The 22,110-nt window shown below is 71.5% G+C and carries 20 protein-coding genes and 1 tRNA gene; 15 read left to right on the forward strand and 6 right to left on the reverse strand.

What is annotated here, in order from left to right; genetic code table 11:
- Positions 1-8 precede the first annotated feature (8 nt).
- Positions 9-1,994, reverse strand: coding sequence for an acyl-CoA dehydrogenase (locus ACPPVT_RS00835; protein WP_426564552.1), 1,986 nt, complete (start codon positions 1,992-1,994; stop codon positions 9-11).
- Entirely contained in the window at positions 1,991-2,656 is a 666-nt protein-coding gene (locus tag ACPPVT_RS00840) for a TetR/AcrR family transcriptional regulator (protein WP_426564553.1), read from the reverse strand. The genes ACPPVT_RS00835 and ACPPVT_RS00840 overlap by 4 nt, the downstream gene beginning before the upstream one ends.
- Positions 2,657-2,736: 80 nt before the next feature.
- On the opposite strand from ACPPVT_RS00840, the gene ACPPVT_RS00845 reads away from it, so the two are divergent.
- From ACPPVT_RS00845 to ACPPVT_RS00865, 5 genes are all read left to right on the forward strand, one after another.
- Positions 2,737-4,017 carry an acetyl-CoA C-acetyltransferase gene (locus tag ACPPVT_RS00845; protein ID WP_426564555.1) on the forward strand — a complete coding sequence of 427 codons (1,281 nt, stop codon included), beginning with the start codon at positions 2,737-2,739 and terminating at the stop codon, positions 4,015-4,017.
- A complete protein-coding gene (locus ACPPVT_RS00850; RefSeq protein WP_426564557.1) occupies positions 4,014-5,354 on the forward strand; it encodes a 3-oxoacyl-ACP reductase in 1,341 nt (446 codons plus the stop codon). The genes ACPPVT_RS00845 and ACPPVT_RS00850 overlap by 4 nt, the downstream gene beginning before the upstream one ends.
- Before the next feature lie 2 nt (positions 5,355-5,356).
- Positions 5,357-6,232 (forward strand): MaoC/PaaZ C-terminal domain-containing protein, encoded by an 876-nt coding sequence (locus tag ACPPVT_RS00855; protein WP_426564559.1) that lies wholly within the window; start codon positions 5,357-5,359, stop codon positions 6,230-6,232.
- Positions 6,232-6,789: a DinB family protein gene (locus ACPPVT_RS00860; protein WP_426567247.1), complete on the forward strand. Its 558-nt coding sequence runs from the start codon at positions 6,232-6,234 to the stop codon at positions 6,787-6,789. The genes ACPPVT_RS00855 and ACPPVT_RS00860 overlap by 1 nt, the downstream gene beginning before the upstream one ends.
- Before the next feature lie 113 nt (positions 6,790-6,902).
- On the forward strand, positions 6,903-7,319 hold the full coding sequence (locus ACPPVT_RS00865; protein ID WP_426564561.1) for an SHOCT domain-containing protein: 417 nt from the start codon (positions 6,903-6,905) through the stop codon (positions 7,317-7,319).
- A gap of 30 nt (positions 7,320-7,349) precedes the next feature.
- Here the strand turns inward: ACPPVT_RS00865 and ACPPVT_RS00870 are convergent, their stop codons facing one another.
- Positions 7,350-7,703 carry a VOC family protein gene (locus ACPPVT_RS00870; RefSeq protein WP_426564563.1) on the reverse strand — a complete coding sequence of 118 codons (354 nt, stop codon included), beginning with the start codon at positions 7,701-7,703 and terminating at the stop codon, positions 7,350-7,352.
- Between the two features lie 84 nt (positions 7,704-7,787).
- On the opposite strand from ACPPVT_RS00870, the gene ACPPVT_RS00875 reads away from it, so the two are divergent.
- The 9 genes from ACPPVT_RS00875 to ACPPVT_RS00915 all read left to right on the forward strand — a co-directional run bounded on the left by ACPPVT_RS00875 (position 7,788) and on the right by ACPPVT_RS00915 (position 16,110).
- A complete protein-coding gene (locus ACPPVT_RS00875) occupies positions 7,788-8,891 on the forward strand; it encodes a calcium:proton antiporter (protein ID WP_426564565.1) in 1,104 nt (367 codons plus the stop codon).
- A 63-nt stretch (positions 8,892-8,954) separates the two neighbouring features.
- Entirely contained in the window at positions 8,955-9,461 is a 507-nt protein-coding gene (locus ACPPVT_RS00880; RefSeq protein WP_426564567.1) for a VOC family protein, read from the forward strand.
- 35 nt (positions 9,462-9,496) lie between these two features.
- Positions 9,497-10,222 carry a LamB/YcsF family protein gene (locus tag ACPPVT_RS00885; RefSeq protein WP_426564569.1) on the forward strand — a complete coding sequence of 242 codons (726 nt, stop codon included), beginning with the start codon at positions 9,497-9,499 and terminating at the stop codon, positions 10,220-10,222.
- A gap of 26 nt (positions 10,223-10,248) precedes the next feature.
- Entirely contained in the window at positions 10,249-10,866 is a 618-nt protein-coding gene (locus tag ACPPVT_RS00890) for a 5-oxoprolinase subunit B family protein (RefSeq protein ID WP_426567248.1), read from the forward strand.
- Positions 10,863-11,750 carry a biotin-dependent carboxyltransferase family protein gene (locus tag ACPPVT_RS00895; RefSeq protein ID WP_426564571.1) on the forward strand — a complete coding sequence of 296 codons (888 nt, stop codon included), beginning with the start codon at positions 10,863-10,865 and terminating at the stop codon, positions 11,748-11,750. Before ACPPVT_RS00890 ends, ACPPVT_RS00895 begins: the two co-directional genes overlap by 4 nt.
- The gene (locus ACPPVT_RS00900; RefSeq protein ID WP_426564573.1) at positions 11,747-12,634 is read left to right on the forward strand and encodes a DNA-3-methyladenine glycosylase family protein; all 888 of its coding nucleotides are present in this window, start codon (positions 11,747-11,749) and stop codon (positions 12,632-12,634) included. Before ACPPVT_RS00895 ends, ACPPVT_RS00900 begins: the two co-directional genes overlap by 4 nt.
- A gap of 43 nt (positions 12,635-12,677) precedes the next feature.
- Positions 12,678-13,163, forward strand: a complete 486-nt coding sequence (locus tag ACPPVT_RS00905) for a MarR family winged helix-turn-helix transcriptional regulator (protein WP_426564575.1) — start codon at positions 12,678-12,680, stop codon at positions 13,161-13,163.
- The gene (locus ACPPVT_RS00910) at positions 13,160-14,395 is read left to right on the forward strand and encodes an MFS transporter (protein WP_426564577.1); all 1,236 of its coding nucleotides are present in this window, start codon (positions 13,160-13,162) and stop codon (positions 14,393-14,395) included. Before ACPPVT_RS00905 ends, ACPPVT_RS00910 begins: the two co-directional genes overlap by 4 nt.
- A gap of 80 nt (positions 14,396-14,475) precedes the next feature.
- Entirely contained in the window at positions 14,476-16,110 is a 1,635-nt protein-coding gene (locus tag ACPPVT_RS00915) for a long-chain fatty acid--CoA ligase (RefSeq protein ID WP_426564579.1), read from the forward strand.
- A gap of 4 nt (positions 16,111-16,114) precedes the next feature.
- On the opposite strand, the gene ACPPVT_RS00920 is transcribed toward ACPPVT_RS00915, so the two are convergent.
- Positions 16,115-17,647, reverse strand: coding sequence for an LCP family protein (locus ACPPVT_RS00920; RefSeq protein ID WP_426564581.1), 1,533 nt, complete (start codon positions 17,645-17,647; stop codon positions 16,115-16,117).
- 261 nt (positions 17,648-17,908) lie between these two features.
- Here ACPPVT_RS00920 and ACPPVT_RS00925 point away from each other — a divergent pair.
- Positions 17,909-17,998: transfer RNA gene (locus ACPPVT_RS00925), tRNA-Ser, on the forward strand.
- A gap of 45 nt (positions 17,999-18,043) precedes the next feature.
- On the opposite strand, the gene ACPPVT_RS00930 is transcribed toward ACPPVT_RS00925, so the two are convergent.
- Both ACPPVT_RS00930 and ACPPVT_RS00935 read right to left on the reverse strand, forming a co-directional pair.
- Positions 18,044-19,969 (reverse strand): penicillin-binding transpeptidase domain-containing protein, encoded by a 1,926-nt coding sequence (locus ACPPVT_RS00930; RefSeq protein ID WP_426564583.1) that lies wholly within the window; start codon positions 19,967-19,969, stop codon positions 18,044-18,046.
- Between the two features lie 45 nt (positions 19,970-20,014).
- Positions 20,015-21,862: a phosphoenolpyruvate carboxykinase (GTP) gene (locus ACPPVT_RS00935; protein WP_426564585.1), complete on the reverse strand. Its 1,848-nt coding sequence runs from the start codon at positions 21,860-21,862 to the stop codon at positions 20,015-20,017.
- Positions 21,863-22,110 lie beyond the last annotated feature (248 nt).

Here is a 22,110-nt window from a genome sequence, read left to right on the forward strand (position 1 = left end):
TCAAGCGGCTAGGAGGGCAGGGCGATGGGGGCGGCGAGCCAGGCATCGGGGATCCCGAAACCGTCGACGAGCTCGAGCGCGTGCGGGCGGATCCGCGCGCAGGACGCGTTGACCAGCGCCACGACCTGCTTGCTTCGCGCCGCGGTGAGCCGGCCGTGCTCGAGGTACCAGGCACGGTCGCGCTCCACGCCGGACAGCACGTGCAGCGTGCAGAGCTCGTCCAGCAGCTCGCGGGCGGCGGGGTCCGCGCAACGCTCGACCGCGTCCGCGAACGACTGCGCGACGACCCGCTCGACGTGCGCCCTCGCTGCCAGCAGCACGTGGTCCTGTGCGTCGTTGAACACGGCGAACGCGTCGGCGCCGGGCCGGCCGGCGACCCGCATCCGTTGCGCCAGACCGGACAGCACGTGCTCCTCGCGGTCGGCCAGCAACCGCAGCTGGACGGCCCGGTCCAGCAGGTCGCCGTCCTCGCGGCCACGGGTACGGGCGTCGGACAGCCGCATGCCGAAGGTGCGCGCCGACGTCCGCTCGGCCACCGTCGAGGCCACCTGCCGCGCGACGAAACGCAACGTGCCCAACGTGTCCAGGTCGCCGAAGGCGTCGCGGTAGCTGGTCAGCAGGCCCTTCGCGACGAGCTGGAGCAACACGACGTTGTCACCCTCGAAGGTGGTGAACACGTCGGTGTCGGCCTTCAGCGCGGGCAAGCGGTTCTCGGCGAGGTAGCCGGCGCCGCCGCACGCCTCGCGGCACTCCTGGATAGTGCGGGTCGCGTGCCAGGTGGCCATCACCTTCACCCCGGCCGCCAGCGACTCCAGCTCGCGCTGGGACGTCTCGTCCGGCGGGGCGTCGGACTGCAGCGCCGTCTGCACGTCGTGCATCAGCGCCACCAGGTCGTTCTGCGCGTAGGCGAGCGCGTACGAGGTGGCCAGCGCCGGCAGCAGCCGTCGCTGGTGGGTGCGGTAGTCGAGCAGCCGCACCTCCTCGTCCGAACCGGGCGCGGTGAACTGGGTGCGCACCGCGGCGTACCGGATCGCGATGCTCAGCGCCGTCCGGGTCGCGGCGCCGGCGCCACCGGCGACGCTGATCCGCCCGCGTACCAACGTGCCGAGCATGGTGAAGAAGCGTCGGGTCGGGTTCTCGATCGGGCTGTGGTAACTGCCCTCGGCGTCGATGTCGCCATACCGGTTCAGCAGGTTCGTCCGGGGCACCCGCACCTGGTCGAAGACGAGCCGTCCGTTGTCGACGCCGTTCAGGCCCATCTTCGGGCCGCAGTCCTCGATGTGGACGCCGGGCAGCAGCTGACCGAAGTCGTCGCGCAGCGGTACCAGGACGCCGTGTACCCCGTGCCGTTGCGGCGCTTCGCTCGGGCCGGTGATCAGCTGCGCGAACACCACGGCCATCCGAGCATCCTGCGCCGCCCCGCCGATGTAGTCCTTGCGGGCGGCCGGCGTGGGCGTGTGCACCACCAGCTCGTCGGTCGCCGGGTCGTACGTCGCGGTGGTGCCGAGTGACATCACGTCGCTGCCGTGGCCGGTCTCGGTCATGGCGAAGCAGCCGGGCAGCTCCAGGCTGATGATCTGCGGCAGCACGGTCGAGTGGTGGCGCTCGGTGCCCAGGTTGGTGACCGCGCCGCCGAACAGCCCCCACTGCACGCCGGCCTTGACCAGCAAGGAGAGGTCGGTGTGGCCGAGCATCTCGAACGCCGTCACCGAGGCGCCGACGTCGCCGCGCCCGCCTGCGCTGACCGGGAAACCGTTGGCGGCGTGACCGGTGCCGGCCAGCAGCCGCATCTGCTCGCGGACCCGCTCGCGCTGCTGCGCGACGTCCAGGGTCGGGTCGGGCAGCAGGACGTCGGCGCGGAACTCCTCGCGCGCGGCGGCGCGCACGTGCGCCCAGCGCCCGCCGAGGCTCTCGACGAGGGCGCCGACGAGCTCGCGTCGGACGTCCGTGCTGGCGTCCGTGGTGTCGATGTCGGCGGGGTGAGTGGTGGTCATGAGTCCTCCGGGAGGGCGAGGACGGCGGTCAGGCCGCCGCGGATGAGGGCGCTCAGGTGGCCGGTCAGCTCGTTGCGGGACAGGGGCTCTGGGGTGGCCAGCCACTGGTCGGCGGCGGCGCGCACCAGCCCGACCACGCCGTGCGCGAGCGCGCCGGCCGCGGCGACGTCGCGGCCGCTGCCGGTCAGGGCGGCGGCGATCAGGGCAGCCAGCTCGTTGCCGATCCGGACGGTCAGGCCGGTGACCGGGTCGTCGCCGACCGGCCGGTCGAGCAGTGGGTGGGCCACCACGAAGCGGTAGACCTCCGGGTCGCGCTCGACCAGCGCCAGGTAGGAGTCGACCGCCGCCCCGATCATCGCCTCGGAGCCGGCCAGCTCGCTGGCTGAGCCGGCGCCGGACAGCGCGTGGTGCAGGTCGCCGGTGACCAGCCGGTCGACCGACTCGACGACGGCCAGGTAGAGCCCGGCCTTGTCACCGAAGTGCCGGTAGAGCACCGTCTTGCTGGTGCCTGCTTCTGCGGCGATCTCGTCCATGCCGACCCCCGAGCCGTGCCGGCGGACGGCGCGCAGCGTCGCCTCGACCAGCTCGGCCCGCCGGGCCAGCCGGTGCTCGGCCCAGCGGGTGTCACGCCCGTCGGGACGCTGCTCGCTCGAAGTGGTCACCTCTGGAAAGTATCAGGTACTTATAGTTCCTGCTACTGTCGATAACGGAATAATCTGAACCGCCAGCTTGAGGAGCCCTCATGGCCACCGCACGCCGCGCCGCAGTCCTCGGCGGCAACCGCATCCCGTTCGCCCGCACCGGCGGCCCGTACGCGCGGGTCAGCAACCAGGACATGCTCACCGCGGCGCTGGACGGGCTGGTCGCTCGCTTCGGCCTCGCTGACGAGCGGGTGGGCGAGGTCGCCGCCGGCGCGGTGCTCAAGCTCAGCCGCGACTACAACCTGACCCGCGAGTGCGTGCTCGGCTCGCGCCTGTCGCCGTGGACTCCGGCGTACGACGTGCAGCAGGCCTGCGGCACCGGGCTCGAGGCGACCATCCTGGTGGCCAACAAGATCGCGCTCGGCCAGATCGAGTCCGGCATCGCTGGTGGGGTGGACAGCGCCAGCGACGCACCCATCGCGGTGAACGAGGGGCTGCGCCAGACGCTGCTCGAGCTCAACCGGGCCCGCACCATCGGCCAGCGGCTCAGGGCGGTCTCGCGCCTACGTCCCGGCTTCGTCGTCCCAGAGGTCCCGCGCAACACCGAGCCGCGCACCGGGCTGTCGATGGGCGACCACATGGCTATCACCGCGTCGGAGTGGAACATCTCCCGCGAGGCGCAGGACGAGCTGGCCGCCGCCAGCCACCAGAACCTGGCAGCCGCCTACGACCGCGGATTCATGGACGACCTGGTCACCGCCTACCTCGGCCAGACCCGCGACCAGAACCTGCGCCCGGACTCCACGGTCGAGAAGCTGGCCAAGCTGTCGCCGGTCTTCGGGGACGGCCCGGACGCGACCATGACGGCCGGCAACTCCACCCCGCTCTCAGACGGCGCGAGCGCGGTCCTACTGGCCAGCGACGGGTGGGCCGCGCAGCACCGGCTGCCGGTGCTCGCGCACGTGGTGGACGCCGAGACCGCCGCGGTCGACTACGTGCACGGCGGTGAAGGTCTGCTGATGGCGCCCGCCTACGCGGTGGCGCGCCTGCTGGACCGGCAGGGCATGAAGCTGCAGGACTTCGACTACTACGAGATCCACGAGGCCTTCGCCTCCACGGTGCTGACCACGCTGGCGGCCTGGCAGAGCGAGGCGTTCTGTCGCGACCGACTTGGCCTGGACGCGCCGCTCGGCACGATCGACCGGGACCGGCTCAACGTGAACGGCTCCTCGTTGGCGGCCGGTCACCCGTTCGCCGCGACCGGCGGCCGGATCGTCGCCGCCCTGGCAAAACAGCTGCACGAGAGGGGATCCGGGCGCGGGTTGATCTCGATCTGTGCTGCCGGCGGCCAAGGCGTCGTCGCGATCTTGGAGGCGGCGTGACCAGCCACGGCACGACCGACCGTTACACCGGCTTCGTCAGCGGCGGCTTCGGGCGGACGCTCAGCCGCCGGCTCGGTCTGCCGCAGCCCGTTGCGCTGCGGCGGTACGAGCCGGGTCAGCCGCTGCTCGACGGCCCGATCGCTGTCTGGGCGGTCGACGAGCCGCTGGCTGCCGTCGCCGAACTCGTTCGTGCCGAGGGGCTCGAGGTGCACTCGGACGGCGAGACCCAGCTGTCCGCCGTCGTGGTCGACGCCCGCGGCGCAACTGTGCCGGCGTCCCTGGACGTGTTCCCGACCCAGGTCGGCCCCGCGCTGAAGCGCCTTCGCCGCTGCGGCCGGGTGGTCGTCCTCGGTCGCCCCGCCGATGCGATCGCCGACCCGGCCCACGCCGCCGCGCAGCGCGCGCTGGAAGGCATCGTGCGCTCGGTCGGCAAGGAGCTGCGGTCGGGTGCGACGGCGAACCTGGTACTGGTCGCGGACGGCGCCGTGGCCTGCGTCGAGTCGACCCTGCGCTTCCTGCTGTCGTCCCGCTCGGCGTACGTCGACGGGCAGGTCGTGCACGTCGGGCCCGCATCCGAGCTGCCCGCGACGGACTGGCGCAAACCATTGCAGGGCAAGGTGGCGGTGGTCTCCGGGGCTGCGCGAGGCATCGGCGCAGCGATCGCCGAGGTCCTCGCCCGCGACGGCGCCACCGTGGTGGCCGTGGACGTGCCGGCGGCGGGTGAGGCCCTGGCCAACGTGGCGAACCAGGTCGCCGGCACGGCGCTGCAGCTGGACGTCACCGCCCCGGACGCCGGACGTCGCATCGCCGAGCACGCGCACGCCCGGCACGGCGGGCTGGACGTCATGGTGCACAACGCCGGCATCACCCGGGACCGGCTGCTGGTCAACATGGACGCCGACCGGTGGGACGGAGTGCTGGCGGTGAACCTGGAGTCCCAGCTGCGGATCGACGACGTGCTGCTCGGCGAGGGCGGCCTCGCGGACGGGGGTCGGGTGGTGTGCCTGTCGTCCACCAGCGGCGTCGCCGGCAACCGGGGCCAGGTGAACTACGCGGCCACCAAGGCCGGCGTGATCGGGATGGTGCGGGCCCGGGCGGCGCAGGTCGCCGAACGCGGGATCACCTACAACGCGGTGGCTCCGGGCTTCATCGAGACGGCGCTCACCGCGCGCATCCCGCTGGCCACCCGCGAGGTCGGCCGCCGGATCAACAGCCTGAGCCAGGGCGGCCAACCGGTGGACGTCGCCGAGACGGTCGCGTGGCTCGCGCAGCCCGGCACGGCCGGCGTCAACGGCCAGGTGCTGCGGGTCTGCGGGCAGAGCCTGCTCGGTGCCTGAGGGTGCGCACCATCGCGCTGGACGCCGACCCGAACCTGCTCGCGCTCACGGCCCGCGCCGCGCTGAACCGGGGCCGCGCCGACGAGCTGCCGCCCGTCGAGGTGGTCCGCACCGGCGTCACGGCCCCCGTCGACCGGCTCGTCAGGTACTCCCGGGTCTGTGGTTTCGACGTCACCGGGTACCTGCCGTCCCCGTTCGTGCACGTGCTGGCCTTCCCGCTGCAGACCGCGCTGCTGGGCCGGCCGGACTTCCCGCTGCCGCTGCCCGGACTCGTGCACGTCGCCAACCGGCTGGAGCTGCGCCGTCCGGTCCGGGTGGGTGAGCCGCTCGACCTGTCGGTGCGGGCCGCTGACCTGCGTCCGCACCCGCGCGGGCGCCAGGTCGACGTACTCAGTGAGGCGTCCATCGACGGTGAGGTCGTCTGGCGCGGCCGCAGCACCTACCTCGCACGCCAGGCGGCAGCCCGGCCGGGGGAGCCGGCGGCGCACCCGACGGCAGCGGTGGACGCCGGCCTGCCGCCGCACGCCCGCTGGCGGCTGCCGGCCGACCTCGGACGTCGCTACGCCGCGGTCAGCGGCGACCACAACCCGATTCACCTGAACCCGTTGGCCGCCAAGGCGTTCGGCTTCCCGAGGACCATCATGCACGGCATGTGGAGCCTGGCGCGCTGCGTGTCATCGATCGGCGCCCGGGCGCCCGCGGCCGCCGTGGTGGACGTCGAGTTCCGTCGTCCGGTCCTGCTGCCCTCGACGGTCCAGCTGCGCATGCAGCCGTCGGACGGCGGCTGGGACCTGCTGCTCACCGGCTCGACCCGGTCGGATCGCGAGCCGACGGTGCACCTGCGGGGGAGCCTGCGACCGCTGTCTAGGCTGCGGTGATGACCGACTCGCCTTTGCCGCCTCCCCCCTCGCCGGCGTCCACTGAAGCCGAGTCGCTGATCTCAGTTCTTGAGCGCAACCGGCGGACCTTCGCCTGGAAGACGTCGGGGCTTGATGAGAACGGACTTCGCGCGACCACGGCCGCCAGCTCCATGACGCTTGGCGGGCTCGTGAAGCATGTCGCGCTGGTGGAGGCGGACTGGTTGGCTGTCAAGCTCTCCGGACAGGCGTATGGACCTCCGTGGGAGGCGGTGGACTTCGACGCCGACCCGGACTGGGAATGGCGTACTGGGGCGCTGGACTCTCCGGACGACCTGCACGCCGTGTGGCGAGATGCCGTCGTGCGGTCGCGGGGTCTGGTGGCTGAGGTGATCCAGGACCGTGGTCTCGACGGCCCGGCGTCCTTCACCTTTGCGAACGGCCGCACCCCAACCGTCCGCGACATGCTCCTTGACATGGTCGAGGAGTACGCCCGGCACACTGGCCACGCGGACATCCTCCGCGAGGCGGTGGATGGCCGCGTCGGCGAAGGGGCGCCTGAGGACTTCACCTTCTGAACGTCCGCAACCGGCCTTCTCGGCGGCCCCAGCCATCACCCTGTGCGGGTGAGGGCGGGCATCACGCGCGCGAGTAGCGTTCGCAGCAACAACGGACCGAGGAGCGGGTACCCATGCCGATGTCGACGATGAGCGCGAACTTCGGAAACGGCAGCGTCCTGCTGTGGATGCTGGAGTTCTTCCTGTTCGTCATCTGGTTCTGGCTGCTGATCACCGTCTTCAGTGATCTGTTCCGCGACCAGGAGACGTCCGGCGTAGCCAAGGCCATCTGGGCCATCTTCGTGGTGGTCCTGCCCTACCTCGGTGTGCTGATCTACCTGATCGCCCGCGGGGGCGGGATGGCAGAGCGCAACGCCAAGCAGGCCCAGCAGATGCAGGCTCAGATGGACTCGCGGATCCGCGCGGCAGCCGGCTCGGCGTCCGGCGCGAGCTCGGCGGAGCAGATCACCCAAGCCAAGTCGCTGCTGGACAGCGGCGCCATCAGCCAGGCCGAGTTCGAGGCCCTCAAGAGCAAGGCGCTGGCCAGCTGAGCGCACGTCAGCGCAGGCGCGAGGGCACTGTCAGCTGGGCTGCCACAGCTCGATCCGGTTGCCCTCAGGATCGGTGACCCAGCCGAACCGCCCCACGCCCTCCATGTCCTGGGTCTCCTCGGCCACGTCGGCTCCCTTGAGGCGCAGCTGGGCGAGCATCGCCTCCAGGTCGCGGACCCGGAAGTTGAGCATGGTCTGCTGGGCGCGTGAGCCGAAGTAGTCGGTCTCGGACTCGAAGGTCGCAAACACCGTCACCCCGGCATCCGGACGCCAGAGGCCGTTCTCGTCGGCGTCCAGGCCGAGGCAGTCGCGGTACCAGGCGCCCAGGGCAACCGGATCCGTGGCCCGAATGAAGTACCCGCCAACTCCCAGCACTCGTTCCATGTCGCCATCTTGCCCGACCACGGCCACCCGGGTGGAGCCTCGGCGGCCGGTCGAGGCGCGCTCGAGCCTGGCTAGGGTTGGGCGATGGCGGCCGCGGACGAGATGAAGCTCCCGCGTTGGAGCATCTGGCTGCCTCCGGTGGTCCTGGTGGCGCTGGCACTGACCTGGGGACGGCACCTCGAGGGCGCGCTGCTGGTGTTCGAGTGCGTCGCGCTGATCGCCGCGATCACCGTTGCCGTGCACCACGCCGAGGTCGTCGCACACCGGGTCGGCGAGCCGTACGGCACGCTGATCCTGGCCGTCGGGGTGACCGTCATCGAGGTCGGCCTGATCGTCACGCTGATGGTCTCCAGCCCCGACAAGACCGCCACGCTCGCGCGGGACACCGTCTTCTCCGCGTTCATGATCGCCGGCAACGGGGTGGTCGGAATCTGCCTGCTGCTCGGCGCGCTGAAGCACCAGGTGCTGACGTTCCGGCCCGAGGGCGTGGCCGGCGCGGTCGCCACGCTCGCCGCGGTCGCGACGCTGAGCCTGGTGCTGCCGACGTTCACCACCTCCTCGCCCGGCCCGACGTTCTCCGGCGCGCAGCTCGTCTTCGCCGGGCTCGCCTCGCTGTTCCTCTACGGCACCTTCGTACTGGTACAGACCGTCCGGCACCGCGAGTACTTCCTGCCGATCGACGACGCGGGCACCCCGGACGACCCGGACGACGACCACCTCGTGCTGCCGAGCAACCGGACCACCTGGCTCAGCCTGGGACTGATGCTCGCCTCGCTCGCCGCGGTGGTGGGCCTGGCCAAGGCCGTCTCACCGGCGATCGAGGACGGCGTCCGCACCATCGGCGCACCGCAGGCCGCGGTCGGCGTCGTCATCGCCCTGCTGGTGCTGGCGCCGGAGACCGTCGCGGCCGTGCGGGCCGCGCTGCACAACCGGATCCAGACCAGTCTGAACCTGGCGCTCGGCTCGGCGCTGGCCAGCATCGGGCTGACCATCCCGGCGATCGGGCTGGCCTCGATCTGGCTGTCCGGACCGCTCGAGCTCGGCCTCGGCCCGAAGGACATGGTGCTGCTTACGCTCACCGTCGTGCTCAGCACGCTGACCACGGTGATGGGTCGGGCAACCGTCCTGCAGGGTGCGGTGCACCTGTCTGTGTTCGGCGCGTTCATCTTCCTCGCCGTCACGCCCTGAGCACCCCACCTTTGTCACCTCAGCCAGCCGTGATATAGTTGAAGCCTCAACAAAGGAGTTTCGATGCCGGTCACCCGCCTGAACCACGCCGTCCTGTTCGTCCGCGACGTCAGTCGCAGCGTCGAGTTCTACTCCGACGCCCTCGGCTTCCGTCCTGTGAACCAGCTGCCGGGTGCGGCGTTCCTGCAGGCGGCCGCGAGCAACAACGACCACGACCTCGGCCTCTTCGAGATCGGGTCGCAGGCCGCCGCGTCCGGCGCGGGCCGCACCACGGTCGGGCTGTACCACCTGGCGTGGGAGGTCGACACGCTCGACGAGCTCGAGCGGATCGCGGGCAAGCTGAGCGAGCTGGGCTCGCTGGCCGGCGCCTCCGACCACGGCACCACCAAGGCCCTGTACGCCAAGGACCCGGACGGCATCGAGTTCGAGGTGTCCTGGCTGGTGCCCGCCGACCTGATCACCGACGACCTCGAGATGACCACCGCCCCGCTGGACCTGGCTGCGGCCAAGGAACGGTACGGCGCGACGACCCGCGGCGGCGTCGGCATCTCCTTCCCCGCCCGCGTCTGAGCCCGCTCGGCGGCGTCGCCTGACAGACTGGCGGCGTGTCGAGCATCGACCTCAACTGCGACCTCGGCGAGGGCTTCGGTCGCTGGGCGCTCGGTGACGACGAGGGTCTGCTCGATGTCGTGACGAGCGCCAACGTCGCCTGCGGCTTCCACGCCGGCGACCCGGCCGGGCTGGCCCGGGTCTGCGCCGGCGCGGTGCAGCGCGGGGTGGTGATCGGCGCGCAGGTCGGTTACCGCGACCTCGCCGGCTTCGGCCGCCGCTTCATCGACATCGGGTACGACGACCTGCGGGCCGACGTGACCTACCAGATAGGTGCGCTGCAGGCGCTCGCGCGCGCGGCCGGCGGCGTCGTCCGGTACGTCAAGCCGCACGGTGCCCTCTACCACGCGACCAACAGCCACGACCGCCAGGCCGCCGCTGTGGTGGACGCCGTCCGCGCCCTCGACCCCGGGCTCGCGCTGCTGGGCTTCCCGGGCTCACTCCTGCTCGAAGCCGGCGATGAGGCCGGACTGCGCTGCGTCACAGAGGGTTTCGCCGACCGACGGTACGGCGACGAGGGGCTGCTGGTCCCGCGCCAGCAGCCGGGTGCGGTGCTCACCGACCAGGGTCAGGTCACCACCCAGGCAGTCGGCCTGGTCGGGTCGGTGGAGTCCATCTGCCTGCACGGTGACACTGACGGCGCGGTCGCCCTGGCCAGGGCGGTCCGGACCGCGCTCGAGCAGGGGTCCCGGGTGGAGCCCTTCTGCGGCAACGGTTCCTGACGGTGGATGGGCTCGTCGTCCACGCAATGGGCGACCGCGCGCTGGTCGTCGACCTGCCCGACGCAGAGGCGGTCCGTCGGCTCGCGGCCACCCTGCGCGCCGATCTGCCGACCGGTGTGTTGGACGTCGTCCCGGGTGCCCGTTCCCTGTTGCTGCGCACCGCTCACGCCACCGACCTCGCGCCGCTGGCCCGAGTGGTGCGCGCAGCGACCGAAGCACCGAACGACTCGAAGGCCCTGGCGCGCAACGACTCCGGGTCGTCCGCCGAGGTGGTGGTCGACGTCCGGTACGACGGCGCGGATCTCGCGGAGGTGGCCCGGCGGACGGGTCTGAGCGTGCACGAGGTCGTCGCCGCGCACACCGCGGCCGACTGGCGGGTGGCCTTCATGGGCTTCGCCCCCGGTTTCGGCTACCTGGTCGGTGACGACCCGCGGCTGGTCGCGCCGCGCCGCGAGCACCCGCGGCGCGAGGTGCCGGCCGGCTCGGTGGCACTGGCCGGTGAGTACAGCGGTGTCTACCCGCGCGAGACCCCCGGGGGATGGCAGCTGATCGGCAGCACGGACGCGCCGCTGTGGGATCTGGGGAACGACCCACCGGCGTTGCTGCGTCCTGGCTTGCGCGTCCGGTTTCGGGACATGCGATGAGTAGCCTGCTCGTACTGGACGGCGGTCGGCTGGCGACCGTGCAGGACGGCGGCCGCCCCGGTCTGGCGCACCTGGGCGTTGGGCCGTCCGGAGCCGCGGACCGGGCCAGCCTGGGCCAGGTGAACCGGCTGCTCGGCAACGCCGAGGACGCTGCCGCAGTGGAGGCCACGCTCGGTGGGCTGGTGGTGCGCGCGCAGGGTGCCGCGGACGTCGCGATCGGTGGCGCCCCCGCCGAGGCGGTCGTGCGACCGGCCAGCGGCGCGACCTGGACGGCTGGCCCGGGCACCCCGGTGCAGCTGCGCGACGGTGACGAGCTGGCGCTCGGCCTGCCGGTGCGCGGCCTGCGCAGCTACCTCGGGGTCCGCGGCGGCATCGCCGTCCAGCCGGTGCTGGGCAGCCGGTCCCGCGACGAGCTGGCCGGCATCGGGCCCGCGCCGCTGACCGCTGGGGACCGGCTGCCGGTGGGCACGTCGACCGGTGCTTGGCCGGGCGTCGACACCGTGCCGTGGCTGACCGACCCGCTGCCCCGTCGTCCGCTGAGGGCGGTGCTCGGCCCGCGCGGCGACTGGTTCACACCCGACACGGCGAAGGTACTGACCGACGGGACGTGGCGGGTCTCGGGCGACGCCAACCGGACCGCAGTCGTCCTGGACGGCCCCACGCTCACCCGCTCCCGGGACGGCGAGCTGCCGCCGGAAGGCATGGTGCGCGGCGCGATCCAGGTGCCGCCGAGCGGGCGGCCGACGATCCTGCTGGCCGACCACCCGGTAACCGGCGGCTACCCCGTGGTCGCCGTGCTGCTCGACCGGGACGTCGACCGGCTCGCTCAGCTGCGCCCTGGCGACCCGTTGGCGCTGCACCTGCTCGCGCCGGCGCCGCTGTGAGCGCGGCGGCGAGCGCGCCGAGCGTGCACCCGTTGCGACCCATCGGGCGGCACGACTCGTCGCGGCTGCTGGCGTTCGTCGGCGCGCACGCCGTACCGGGGGTCGAGGCCTGGGACGGCACCACCTGGACGTCGTCCGCCCGGTTCGCCGGGGGACCGGCCGTACTGCAGGTCTCGGTGAGTGCGCGGCCGGGTTTCGACGTCCGGCTGTGGCTGACCGAGCCGGACGACGAGCCCGCCGCGCTGAAGGCCCTGGCGGCGTTGCTCGACCTGGACCGGGACGTCGCGCCGGCCGAGCTGAGGCTCGCGGCCGACCCGGTGCTCGGACCGCTGATCGCGCGGCGGCCGGGTCTGCGGGTGCCCGGCGAGCTGGACCCCTTCGAGACGTTGGTGCGCACGATCATCGGCCAGCAGATCTCGTTGGCCGGTGCCCGCACAGTGACGGCGCGGCTCGTGCAGGCCGTAGGCCCGCCGCTGCCGACCGCCTTGGTGGTCGATCCTGCGGTGACGCACCGGTTCCCGTCTGCGGCAACGCTGGCCGCACTCGATCCGGACGACGCAGCCCTGGCGGTGCCCCGATCGCGGGCTCGGGCGGTGGTCGCAGCGGCGACGGCCTTCGCCGACCTGGCGCCCGGCGACGCGGTGCCGACCCGGGCCGAGCTGCTGGTCCTTCCCGGCATCGGCCCGTGGACCGCCGACTACCTCGACCTGCGTGCTCGTCGCGACCCGGACGTGCTGATGGCCGGCGACCTGGCGGTGCGCAAGGTGCTCGGCCGCCCGGGTGCGCCTGCGTCGGTGGCCGACGTGGTGGCGGCCGGGCTTTCCTGGAGGCCGTTTCGCTCAACGGCCCTCATGCACCTGTGGGCTGAGTATCTTCAGCTGTAGACCCCGGCTGGCGTTACATAGGCTGCCTATGTAAACTTGCGTCATGACCACCTCGGGAAACGCGGATCGTGGCACCCGGGCGAACCTGCCCGACGAGCGCGAGCTGGCCTTCCAGCTCGTCACCAGCAGCGCCCGCCTGGTCAGGTTCGCCGCCCGGCAGAGCAGTTCACCGGTCCCGCGCGCCCTGGCCCGCGCGCTGAGCGTGATCAACGAGCTCGGCGAGCCGCGGATCAGCGACATCGCCGCTGCCGACCGGATCTCCCAGCCCACCGCCACGACCCTCGTGCAGAAGCTCGAGGAGCGCGGCTGGGTGGCGCGCACCACCGACCCGCGCGACGCCCGCGCCGTCCGGATCCACATCACCCAGGCCGGTCGGGACGCGATCACCGAGTTCCGCAAGTCCGCCGCCGACGCGCTGGTGCCCGCACTGGGCGCGCTCGACGAAGCGGACCTGGCGGCGCTCACCCGCGGCGTCCAGGCCCTGAACACCATGCTCGAGCACCAGAACCCCCAGGAGGACACTGCATGAGCCACGGCACCACCACCAAACCCGGCATCCTGCACCAGCCGCGAGCGGTCTGGGCGGTCGCGTTCGCCTGCGTCATCGCGTTCATGGGGATCGGTCTCGTCGACCCGATCCTCAAGCCGATCGCGGAGCAGCTGGACGCGTCGCCCTCCCAGGTGTCGTTGCTGTTCACCAGCTACATGGCGGTGACCGGCGTGGCCATGCTGGTCACCGGCTGGCTCACCAGCCGCCTCGGCGCCAAGCGCGTGCTGCTCGCCGGCCTGGCGATCATCGTGGTGTTCGCCGCCCTCGCCGGCTCGAGCGACACCATCGGCCAGATCGTCGGCTTCCGGGCCGGCTGGGGTCTGGGCAACGCGCTCTTCATCGCGACTGCCCTGGCCACCATCGTCGGTGCCGCCAGCGGTGGCGTGGCGAGCGCGATCATCCTGTACGAGGCCGCCCTCGGGATCGGCATCGCCGCCGGCCCGCTGCTCGGCGGCTTCCTCGGGGACATCTCCTGGCGCGGCCCGTTCTACGGCGTCTCGGTGCTGATGGCCATCGCGTTCTTCGCGATCGCGATCTTCCTGCCGAAGCTGCCCCGGGCCGAGCGCACCACCAGCCTGCTCGACCCGTTCCGAGCTCTGCGGCACCGCAGCCTGCTCACCATGGCGATCACTGCGCTGCTGTACAACTTCGGCTTCTTCACGCTGCTGGCCTTCACGCCGTTCCCGTTGGCCATGAGCGCGCACCAGATCGGCTTCATCTTCTTCGGCTGGGGCGTCTGCCTGGCGGTGGCCTCGGTGTTCGTGGCGCCGCGGCTGCAGCGCCGGTTCGGCACCCTGCCGGTCGTCGCCGCAGCGCTGACGGCGTTCGCGGTCGACCTCGCCGTGATGGCGCTGTACACCGACAACAAGACCGTGCTCGTCGTCTGCGTCGTCGTCGCCGGAGTGTTCCTCGGCATCAACAACACCCTGGTCACCGAGGCGGTGATGCTGGCCGCTCCGGTCGAACGCAGCACTGCCAGCGCGGCGTACAGCTTCGTGCGCTTCGGCGGCGGCGCGATCGCGCCGTACCTGGCCGGCAAGCTCGGCGAGAACGTCAGCATGCACGCGCCTTTCTGGGTCGGTGCCGGGGCGACCGCGCTCGCGGTGGTCGTGCTGCTGTCCGGACGTCGCGTGCTGGCCCATGTGGACGCGCACGAGCCCGAGGTGCAGAGCGTCGAGGAGGCGCGCGTGCTGGTCGCCGCCGACGCCTGAGCCGGCCGGTTCGTCAGCTCGCTCGCGGGTGACCGAGGCAGGGTCTCGCCATCGCCGAAGTGCCGTGGCAGAGTCCAGCCATGAAGAGCACGATGCAGGCCGTCCCCCTGCTCATCTCCCAGATCCTGCGCTTCGGCACGACGGCGCACGCGACGTCCGAGGTGATCACCTGGACCGGCGCCGAACCGCGCCGTTCGACGTATGCCGACGTCGGGCGGGACTGCGCCCGGCTGGCGAACGCGCTGCGCTCCCTCGGCGTGGACGCCGACCAGCGGGTCGCGACCTTCATGTGGAACAACGAGGAGCACCTCGAGCTCTACCTGACGGCGCCGAGCATCGGCGCCGTGCTGCACGCCCTGAACATCCGGCTCTTTCCCGAGCAGCTGGTCTACGTCGCCAACCACGCGCAGGACTACGTCGTGGTCGTCGACAACTCGCTGGCCGCGCCGTTCAGCCGGCTGCTGCCGCACCTGAAGACCATCCAGCACGTCGTGGTGAACGGGCCGGTGCCGGACGAGGTGCGCGAGGCACTCGGCACCGAAGGCCGGACGGTGCACGACTACCGCGAGCTGCTGGACGCCCAGCCTGACACCTTCGATTGGCCCGAGCTGGACGAGGACCTCGGCGCCGCCATGTGCTACACCTCCGGCACGACCGGCAACCCCAAGGGCGTCGTCTACAGCCACCGCTCCAACTACCTGCACGCGATGCAGGTCTGCATGGGCAGCGCGATGGCGATGGCCGAGGGGCAGCGGCTGCTGGCGATCGTGCCGCTGTTCCACGCCAACGCCTGGGGCATCCCGTACGGCGCGATGATGTCCGGCGCGAGCCTGGTCATGCCGGACCGCTTCCTGCAGGCCGAGCCGCTGGCGGCCATGATCGCGTCTCTGCAGGTGACGCACAGCGCGGCGGTGCCGACCATCTGGAGCGACCTGCTGGCCTACCTCGACGCGCATCCGGACGCGGACGTGTCCTCGCTGAAGTCCTGCATCGTCGGCGGCTCCGCGTGCCCACCGGCCCTGATGAAGGCCTATGAGGAGCGCTACGGCGTGAACGTCGTGCACGCCTGGGGCATGACCGAGATGTCACCGCTGGGCTCGGTCGCCGTGCCGCCGGTCGACTCGGAGGGCGAGGAGCGCTGGGCGTACCGGCAGTCCCAGGGGCGGCTGTCGCCGCTGGTGCAGGGCCGGCTGGTCGGCCCGGACGGCTCGCAGATGCCCTGGGACGGCGAGCAGGTCGGCGAGCTCGAGGTCCGCGGACCGTGGATCACCGGTCACTACTACCTGGACGACGACCCGGCCAAGTTCGACGACGGCTGGCTGCGCACCGGTGACGTCGGGTCGCTGACCCACGACGGCTTCCTGCGGCTGACCGACCGGGCCAAGGACGTGATCAAGTCCGGCGGCGAGTGGATCTCGTCGGTGGACCTGGAGAACGCGCTGATGGCCCACCCGAAGGTCCGCGAGGCGAGCGTGGTCGGCGTGCCGGACGAGCGCTGGGGCGAGCGTCCGCTGGCCACCGTGGTGGTCGTGGAGGGCGAGACCGTGGACGTCGAGGAGCTGCGCGAGCACCTCCTGGGGCACGTCGCGAAGTGGCAGCTGCCGGAGCGCTGGGCGTTCATCGACGAGGTGCCCAAGACCAGCGTGGGCAAGTTCGACAAGAAGGTGCTGCGCAAGTCCTACGCCGACGGCGAGCTGGACGTGCAGACGATCTGAGCGGTCAGCAGACCGACGAGACGTCCTGCGCCGACGTGCTGTCGGTCGAACCCAGCTCGGTGCTGGTCGGGTTCGGCGTCTTGGTCGCGGTGCCCGATGCGGTCGCCGTGGAGGTCGGCTTCGACGTCTTCGACGGCTTGGCCGGATCCACCGACTGAGCGACGTAGCTGCGGATCTGCTCGAAGTCGGGGTGCACAGTGTTGATGACCTTGCTGGTCAGCGGCAGGCTGGTGATCTTGCCCTTCTGGATCCGTTCCACGAGCGTGACCCAGGCCTTCAGCTGGTCCTGCTTGATGTCGGTGGAGAAGTTGTCCTTCAGCACCTGGGCCAGCGCGGTGTACTGGCCGAGCAGCCTCACTGGGTTGGTCTGGTCCACCAGCGCGCTCACCATGCAGCGCTGACGGCGCATGCGGTCGTAGTCGTCCGAGTCCAGTCGGGACCGGGAGAACCACAGCGCGTGGTAGCCGTTGAGGCGGTGCCGTCCGGCCTTGACGTAGCCGGCGATCGGGACGTTGTTGCCGGCGCTGTCGTGGCCGCCGATCGGGATGTCGCGGGGCACGTTCACCACGACGCCGCCCATCGCGTCGACCAGGCCCTGGAAGCCGGCCATGTTGACGATCGTGTAGCCGTCGATCCGCAGCCCGAGCACCTCGCCGATCACGGCGCGGGTGGTGGTCAGGCCCGGGTTCGGGTCACCGTGGAACAGGTCCGGGTGGACGGCCGCAGCCTGCTGCCACACGGCGTTGAGCAGGCACTCGTTGCCGCAGTTGAACCCGTTCGGCCACACGGCGTGCAGCGGGTTGGACTCCGGGAACGGCACGTTCTGCAGGTTGCGGGGCAGGCCGATCAGGACCGTGTCGCCGGTCTTGGTGTTGATGCTCGCGACCATCATCGAGTCGCTGCGCACGCCGGTCCGGTCGGCTCCGGCGTCGGAACCGATCAGCAGCATGTTGACCCGCGGGACGTCCTGCCAGGGGTCCTTGGCCTTCGCTTTGGGCTTGGCGGCGTCCGCGGGTTGCGACGCCCCCTGGTCGGCGAAGACGGAGGTGACCAGGTCGCGCTGCACCATGGCGAGCTGCGCGCCCTTGGCGCTGGGTGCCGCCACCAGCGCGCACAGCGCGAAGACCAGGACCAGGCCGACGACGCCCTGGAACGGCGAGGGCCGCTCGGGCCGGGCGCGCCAGGCGGTGGCCAGGATGGTCAGGCACCACACTGCGCCGACCAGCATGGCGACCACCGCGACGGCCAGCAGGCTGTCCGGGCTGACCGCGACGGTCAGCGCCTTCTCGACCACTCCACCGGACAGCGCGACCACGGTCAGCGCGGCCAGCGCCAGGCCGGCCAGCAGGAGCAGGAGGAACCCGAAGCGACGTCGCCCGGTGGCGATCAGCCCGGCGCCAGGCAGCAGGGCCAGGGTCGTGATGCCCGCGAACCGACCGAAACCGTCGCCGTAGCTGCTGGCGTGCCGGCCGCGCTGGCGAGCGCTCCCGGAGCGCGCGGGTGCCCCGCGGTGCTTCGGGCTCGATGTCCGTGGCATGCCTGGTCTGCTCCTGCGGGTCGACGACGGTTGCCTGCCGGGCCGCCCGGCGGGACGGCGCAGCTGTGCCCGTCTATTTCACCACCCCGCGGCGGATGGTCCAGTGCCCCCGGTCATCAGTGTGCCGAGGTCTCGTGGAGAACCTGTGAAGGTCGGGATCTACGGCCCGTTGGGCGCTGGTGGGGGGCATTTTGGAGGAGCGGCCCGCGCCCCGCTACGCTGGGACGGCTCTGGGCCCGGTTCGACCGGTTCCGGACCGCTGGAGGTGTCGCATAGTGGCCTAGTGCGCCCGCCTGCTAAGCGGGTTGAGGATAAAACCTCTCGCGGGTTCAAATCCCGCCACCTCCGCCACCGCGAGGCCCCGGTCCGTCCGTCGGACCGGGGCCTTCTGTGTGCTCAGCCGTTGGCCAGCGTGGTGAGGAACTTGGCCGCTACCGGGCCGGCCACCGTGCCGCCGCTCTTGCCCTCCTCCACCAGGACCGCGAAGGCGATGTTGCCTTGCCAGCCGGTGATCCAGGCGCGGGTCTTGGGCTCGGCGCCGCTCCCGAACTCGGCGGTGCCGGTCTTGGCATAGACCGGACCGCCGGGCACGGACTTCAGGGCGGTGCCAGTGCCGCTGGTCACCACCGACCGCATCAGCGAGCGCAGCGTGCTGACCGAGCCGGCATCCAGCGGGGTGGCCTTGGCGGTGGCCGCGCCGTCCGCCAGCACGAGGGTCGGCGCCAGGTAGCTGCCACGGGCCACCGACGCGGTGGCCACCGCGACGCTCAGCGGCGAGACCTCGGTGCGGCCCTGGCCGAACGCGGCGGCGGCCTTGTCGACGTCGGAGTTGTTGGTCGGCACGTTGCCGCTGAACGCCGAGGTGCCGAGGTCCCACTGCTGACCGATGCCGAGGGCCTTGCCGGCGGCGGCCAGGTCAGCGTTGCCCAGCCGGCTGGACAGGCCGACGAACGCCGTGTTGCAGGACTTCGCGAAGTCGGTGCGGAACGGGACGCTGCCGAACTTCTCGTCCTCGTAGTTCTTGAACGAGCGGCCGTCCACGGTGACGTTCGGCGGGCAGTTCACCGCGTCGGTCGGCGTGAGCCCCTTGCCCAGCAACGAGTACGTGGTCACCACCTTGAACGTCGACCCGGGGGAATACCGGCCGACCAGGGCGCGATCCAGCCCGGACGCCGGGCTGTTCGCGACCGCGAGGACCCGACCGGTCCGCACGTCGACGGCGACCAGTGCGCTGGGTTGCGTCTGACCGACCAGGGCCGCGTCGGCGGCCTTCTGCACGCTCGGATCGAGGGTCAGCTTGAGTGGAGTGCCGGGCTCGGCGGCCTGCTTGAGCAGCGGGCGGGTCGTGCCGTCCGCCGCCACCGCCTCGACCGTGGTGCCGGCCGTTCCGCCCAACTGCTCGTCGTACTGGCGCTGCAGCCCGAACACCCCGGCGACGTCGCCCGCCGCGTAGCGGCCCTTGCCCTGCTCGACGATCTCGGCGGTCACCGGGCCGACGGTGCCGAGCAGCGCGCGGGCGAACTCCTTGGTCGGTGCGAGCGGCTGCTGGCGCTCGTGGAGCACCACCCCGGGCAGGGGGCGCAGCGAGCTGCGCACCGCGTCGTAGTCGCTGCGGCGCAACGTGATGACGTCGACGAAGGCGTCCTTGTCGGCGGCGGAGACCCGCTTGGCCAGCTCGCCGCCGTCCACACCCACGATGTCGGCGACCTTCGCGGTCAGTGCCGGCACCGAGCCAGTGACCCGGCCGGGTTGGATGCCGACGTCGACGACGTCGCCCATGGACACGATCTTCGCCCCGCTGGCGGTCTCGATGTCGGCCCGGTCCGGCTGGGTGCGGGACAGCTTGAGCTTCTCGCCGGCCGCCACGTCCGGGTGCACCAGGCGAGCGTCGGCCGGGACCTGCCAGGTGCTCGTCTTGGTCAGCTGCACGGGCAGGTCGTAGTGCCACGCCACCCCGCCGGGCAGCGTGCGGGTCACGGCGAGCGTGACGGAGGCGGAGTCACCGGTGCGCTGCTCCGACTTCACCGTGGCGCTGGTGGTCGCCTTGCCGAGCCCCTTGAGGGTCGCCGCATCAGCCTGCTGGAGGGCCGCGGCTCCGCCGCCGGCGACCGGCAGGGTCGAGACATCACCGGCCGAGACCGCCTTGGCCACCTGTTGCGCCAGCGCGGCCGCCGCGTCGTCGTCCAGCTGCGCCTGGTGCTGCCGGAAGGCGTACCCCCCGCCCCCGAGTAGGACCAACAGCACCACGACGGCACCGGCGACCCAGGGCCAGCGACGGCGCCGAGAGCGTGCGGTACCCAGGTCGGAAGACGGTTGCGACATGGCCGACATTCAACAGCATCGCGCTGAATGAAGGGCCCAGCCGGGTTACTGGACGCCGAGCCGCGTCTTGAGCCCGTCCAGCTCGGTCCACAGGGTGGTCGGCAGGTTGTCGCCGAACTTGTCGAACCACTCCTGGATCTGCGGGAGCTCGGCTCGCCACTCCTCGACGTCGACCTGCAGGCAGCCGGCGAGCTCCTCGGCGGTCAGGTCGAGGCCGTCGGTGTCCAGGGACTCCGGTGTCGGGACGTGGCCGATCGGGGTCTCGACGGCGGCCGCGCTGCCCTCGATGCGCTCGATCGCCCACTTCAGCACGCGCGAGTTCTCACCGAAGCCCGGCCAGACGAAGTTGCCCTCGGCGTCGCGGCGGAACCAGTTGACGTAGAAGATCTTCGGCAGCTTGGTCGCGTCCGCGTCCTTGCCGATGTTGATCCAGTGCTGGAAGTAGTCGCCGGCGTTGTAGCCGATGAACGGCAGCATGGCCATCGGGTCGCGCCGCACGACGCCGACCTGGCCGGTCGCGGCTGCCGTGGTCTCGGACGAGAGCGTGGCGCCCATGAACGTGCCGTGCATCCAGTCGCGGGCCTCGGTGACCAGCGGGACCGTGGTCTTGCGGCGACCGCCGAAGAAGATCGCCGAGATCGGCACGCCCTTCGGGTCGTCGTACTCCGGCGCCAGGATCGGGCACTGGGTGATCGGGGTGCAGTACCGGCTGTTCGGGTGGCTGGACAGCTCGTCGGAGTCCGGCGTCCAGTCCTCGCCCTTCCAGGACCGGGCGTGAGCCGGCTCGTTCTCCATGCCCTCCCACCAGATGTCCCCCTCGTCGGTGAGCGCGACGTTGGTGAAGATGGAGTTGCCGCGCTCGAGGGTGCGCATGGCGTTCGGGTTGGTCTTCTCGTTGGTGCCGGGGGCGACGCCGAAGAAGCCGAACTCGGGGTTGACCGCGTACAGCCGGCCGTCCTCCCCGAAGCGCATCCAGGCGATGTCGTCGCCGAGGGTCTCGACCTTCCAGCCCGGGATGGTCGGCTCGAGCATCGCCAGGTTGGTCTTGCCGCAGGCGCTCGGGAAGGCCGCCGCGATGTAGTAGGTGTGCTGCTCGGGGTTGGTGAGCTTCAGGATGAGCATGTGCTCGGCGAGCCAGCCCTCGTCGCGGGCCATCACGCTGGCGATGCGCAGGCTGTAGCACTTCTTGCCGAGCAGGGCGTTGCCGCCGTAGCCGGAGCCGTAGCTCCAGATCGCCCGCTCCTCAGGGAACTGGACGATGTACTTGGTGTCGCTGCAGGGCCAGGCGACGTCCTGCTGACCGGGTTCGAGCGGGGCGCCGACGCTGTGCAGGGCGGGGACGAAGTCGGCGTCGAGCTCCTCGATCCGGCGCAGCACGTTGGTGCCCATCCGGGCCATCACACGCATCGAGGCGACGACGTACGCCGAGTCGGTGATCTCCACGCCGAACATCGGGTGCTCGGACTCCAGGTGACCCATCACGAATGGGATCACGTACATGGTGCGACCACGCATCGACCCGCGGTACAGGTCGGTCATGATCGCCTTCATCTCGGCCGGCGCCATCCAGTTGTTGGTGGGGCCGCTGTCCTTCTCGTCGATGCTGCAGATGTACGTGCGGTCCTCGACCCGGGCGACGTCGGTGGGGTCGGAGGCGGCGTAGAAGGAGTTGGGCTTCTTGCTCGCGTCCAGGCGGGTGAACGTGCCGCTGGCCACGAGCTCGTCGGTGACCTGGGTCCACTCCTCGTCGGACCCGGTGCACCAGTGCACCCGGTGGGGGGTGGTCAACGCTGCGACCTCGTCCACCCAGGCGAGCAGACGCGGATGGGTTGTCGGGGCGTCGTGCGGATCGACGCGCACATCGCTCGTCCTGGACGACGTGTCGGCACTCATGGGGGTGGTGTCCCTTCGCGCGGTCTTCGTTGACCTGCTCAGCACGGCTGACGGAATCTCCGACAACCTCCGACCGGCGGTGTGCTCCGGTGGGCCTCGGTCGACGGAACCCTCCGGTTCGCGCCGATAACGGGGCCTGGTCGTCACGGTAGACCCTCGTCTCACGTGTTGGTACGCCGAACAGGGCATCCAGTTCGTGAAATCCCTCACAAGCCGGGGTAATTGTTGCGGGCTTCTTGCCATGCGGT

It is taken from the genome of Angustibacter sp. McL0619, from assembly GCF_049994355.1.
In the GTDB taxonomy this organism is placed as follows: domain Bacteria; phylum Actinomycetota; class Actinomycetes; order Actinomycetales; family Angustibacteraceae; genus Angustibacter.

Bases quoted from the DNA above. Each gene is read 5' to 3' on its own strand.
- ACPPVT_RS00835 (WP_426564552.1), bottom strand. From the start codon at position 1,994: ATGACCACCACTCACCCCGCCGACATCGACACCACGGACGCCAGCACG.
- ACPPVT_RS00845 (WP_426564555.1), top strand. From the start codon at position 2,737: ATGGCCACCGCACGCCGCGCCGCAGTCCTCGGCGGCAACCGCATCCCG.
- ACPPVT_RS00860 (WP_426567247.1), top strand. From the start codon at position 6,232: ATGACCGACTCGCCTTTGCCGCCTCCCCCCTCGCCGGCGTCCACTGAA.
- ACPPVT_RS00865 (WP_426564561.1), top strand. From the start codon at position 6,903: ATGCCGATGTCGACGATGAGCGCGAACTTCGGAAACGGCAGCGTCCTG.
- ACPPVT_RS00870 (WP_426564563.1), bottom strand. From the start codon at position 7,703: ATGGAACGAGTGCTGGGAGTTGGCGGGTACTTCATTCGGGCCACGGAT.
- ACPPVT_RS00875 (WP_426564565.1), top strand. From the start codon at position 7,788: ATGGCGGCCGCGGACGAGATGAAGCTCCCGCGTTGGAGCATCTGGCTG.
- ACPPVT_RS00880 (WP_426564567.1), top strand. From the start codon at position 8,955: ATGCCGGTCACCCGCCTGAACCACGCCGTCCTGTTCGTCCGCGACGTC.
- ACPPVT_RS00890 (WP_426567248.1), top strand. From the start codon at position 10,249: ATGGGCGACCGCGCGCTGGTCGTCGACCTGCCCGACGCAGAGGCGGTC.
- ACPPVT_RS00895 (WP_426564571.1), top strand. From the start codon at position 10,863: ATGAGTAGCCTGCTCGTACTGGACGGCGGTCGGCTGGCGACCGTGCAG.
- ACPPVT_RS00905 (WP_426564575.1), top strand. From the start codon at position 12,678: ATGACCACCTCGGGAAACGCGGATCGTGGCACCCGGGCGAACCTGCCC.
- ACPPVT_RS00910 (WP_426564577.1), top strand. From the start codon at position 13,160: ATGAGCCACGGCACCACCACCAAACCCGGCATCCTGCACCAGCCGCGA.
- ACPPVT_RS00915 (WP_426564579.1), top strand. From the start codon at position 14,476: ATGAAGAGCACGATGCAGGCCGTCCCCCTGCTCATCTCCCAGATCCTG.
- ACPPVT_RS00920 (WP_426564581.1), bottom strand. From the start codon at position 17,647: ATGCCACGGACATCGAGCCCGAAGCACCGCGGGGCACCCGCGCGCTCC.
- ACPPVT_RS00930 (WP_426564583.1), bottom strand. From the start codon at position 19,969: ATGTCGCAACCGTCTTCCGACCTGGGTACCGCACGCTCTCGGCGCCGT.
- ACPPVT_RS00935 (WP_426564585.1), bottom strand. From the start codon at position 21,862: ATGAGTGCCGACACGTCGTCCAGGACGAGCGATGTGCGCGTCGATCCG.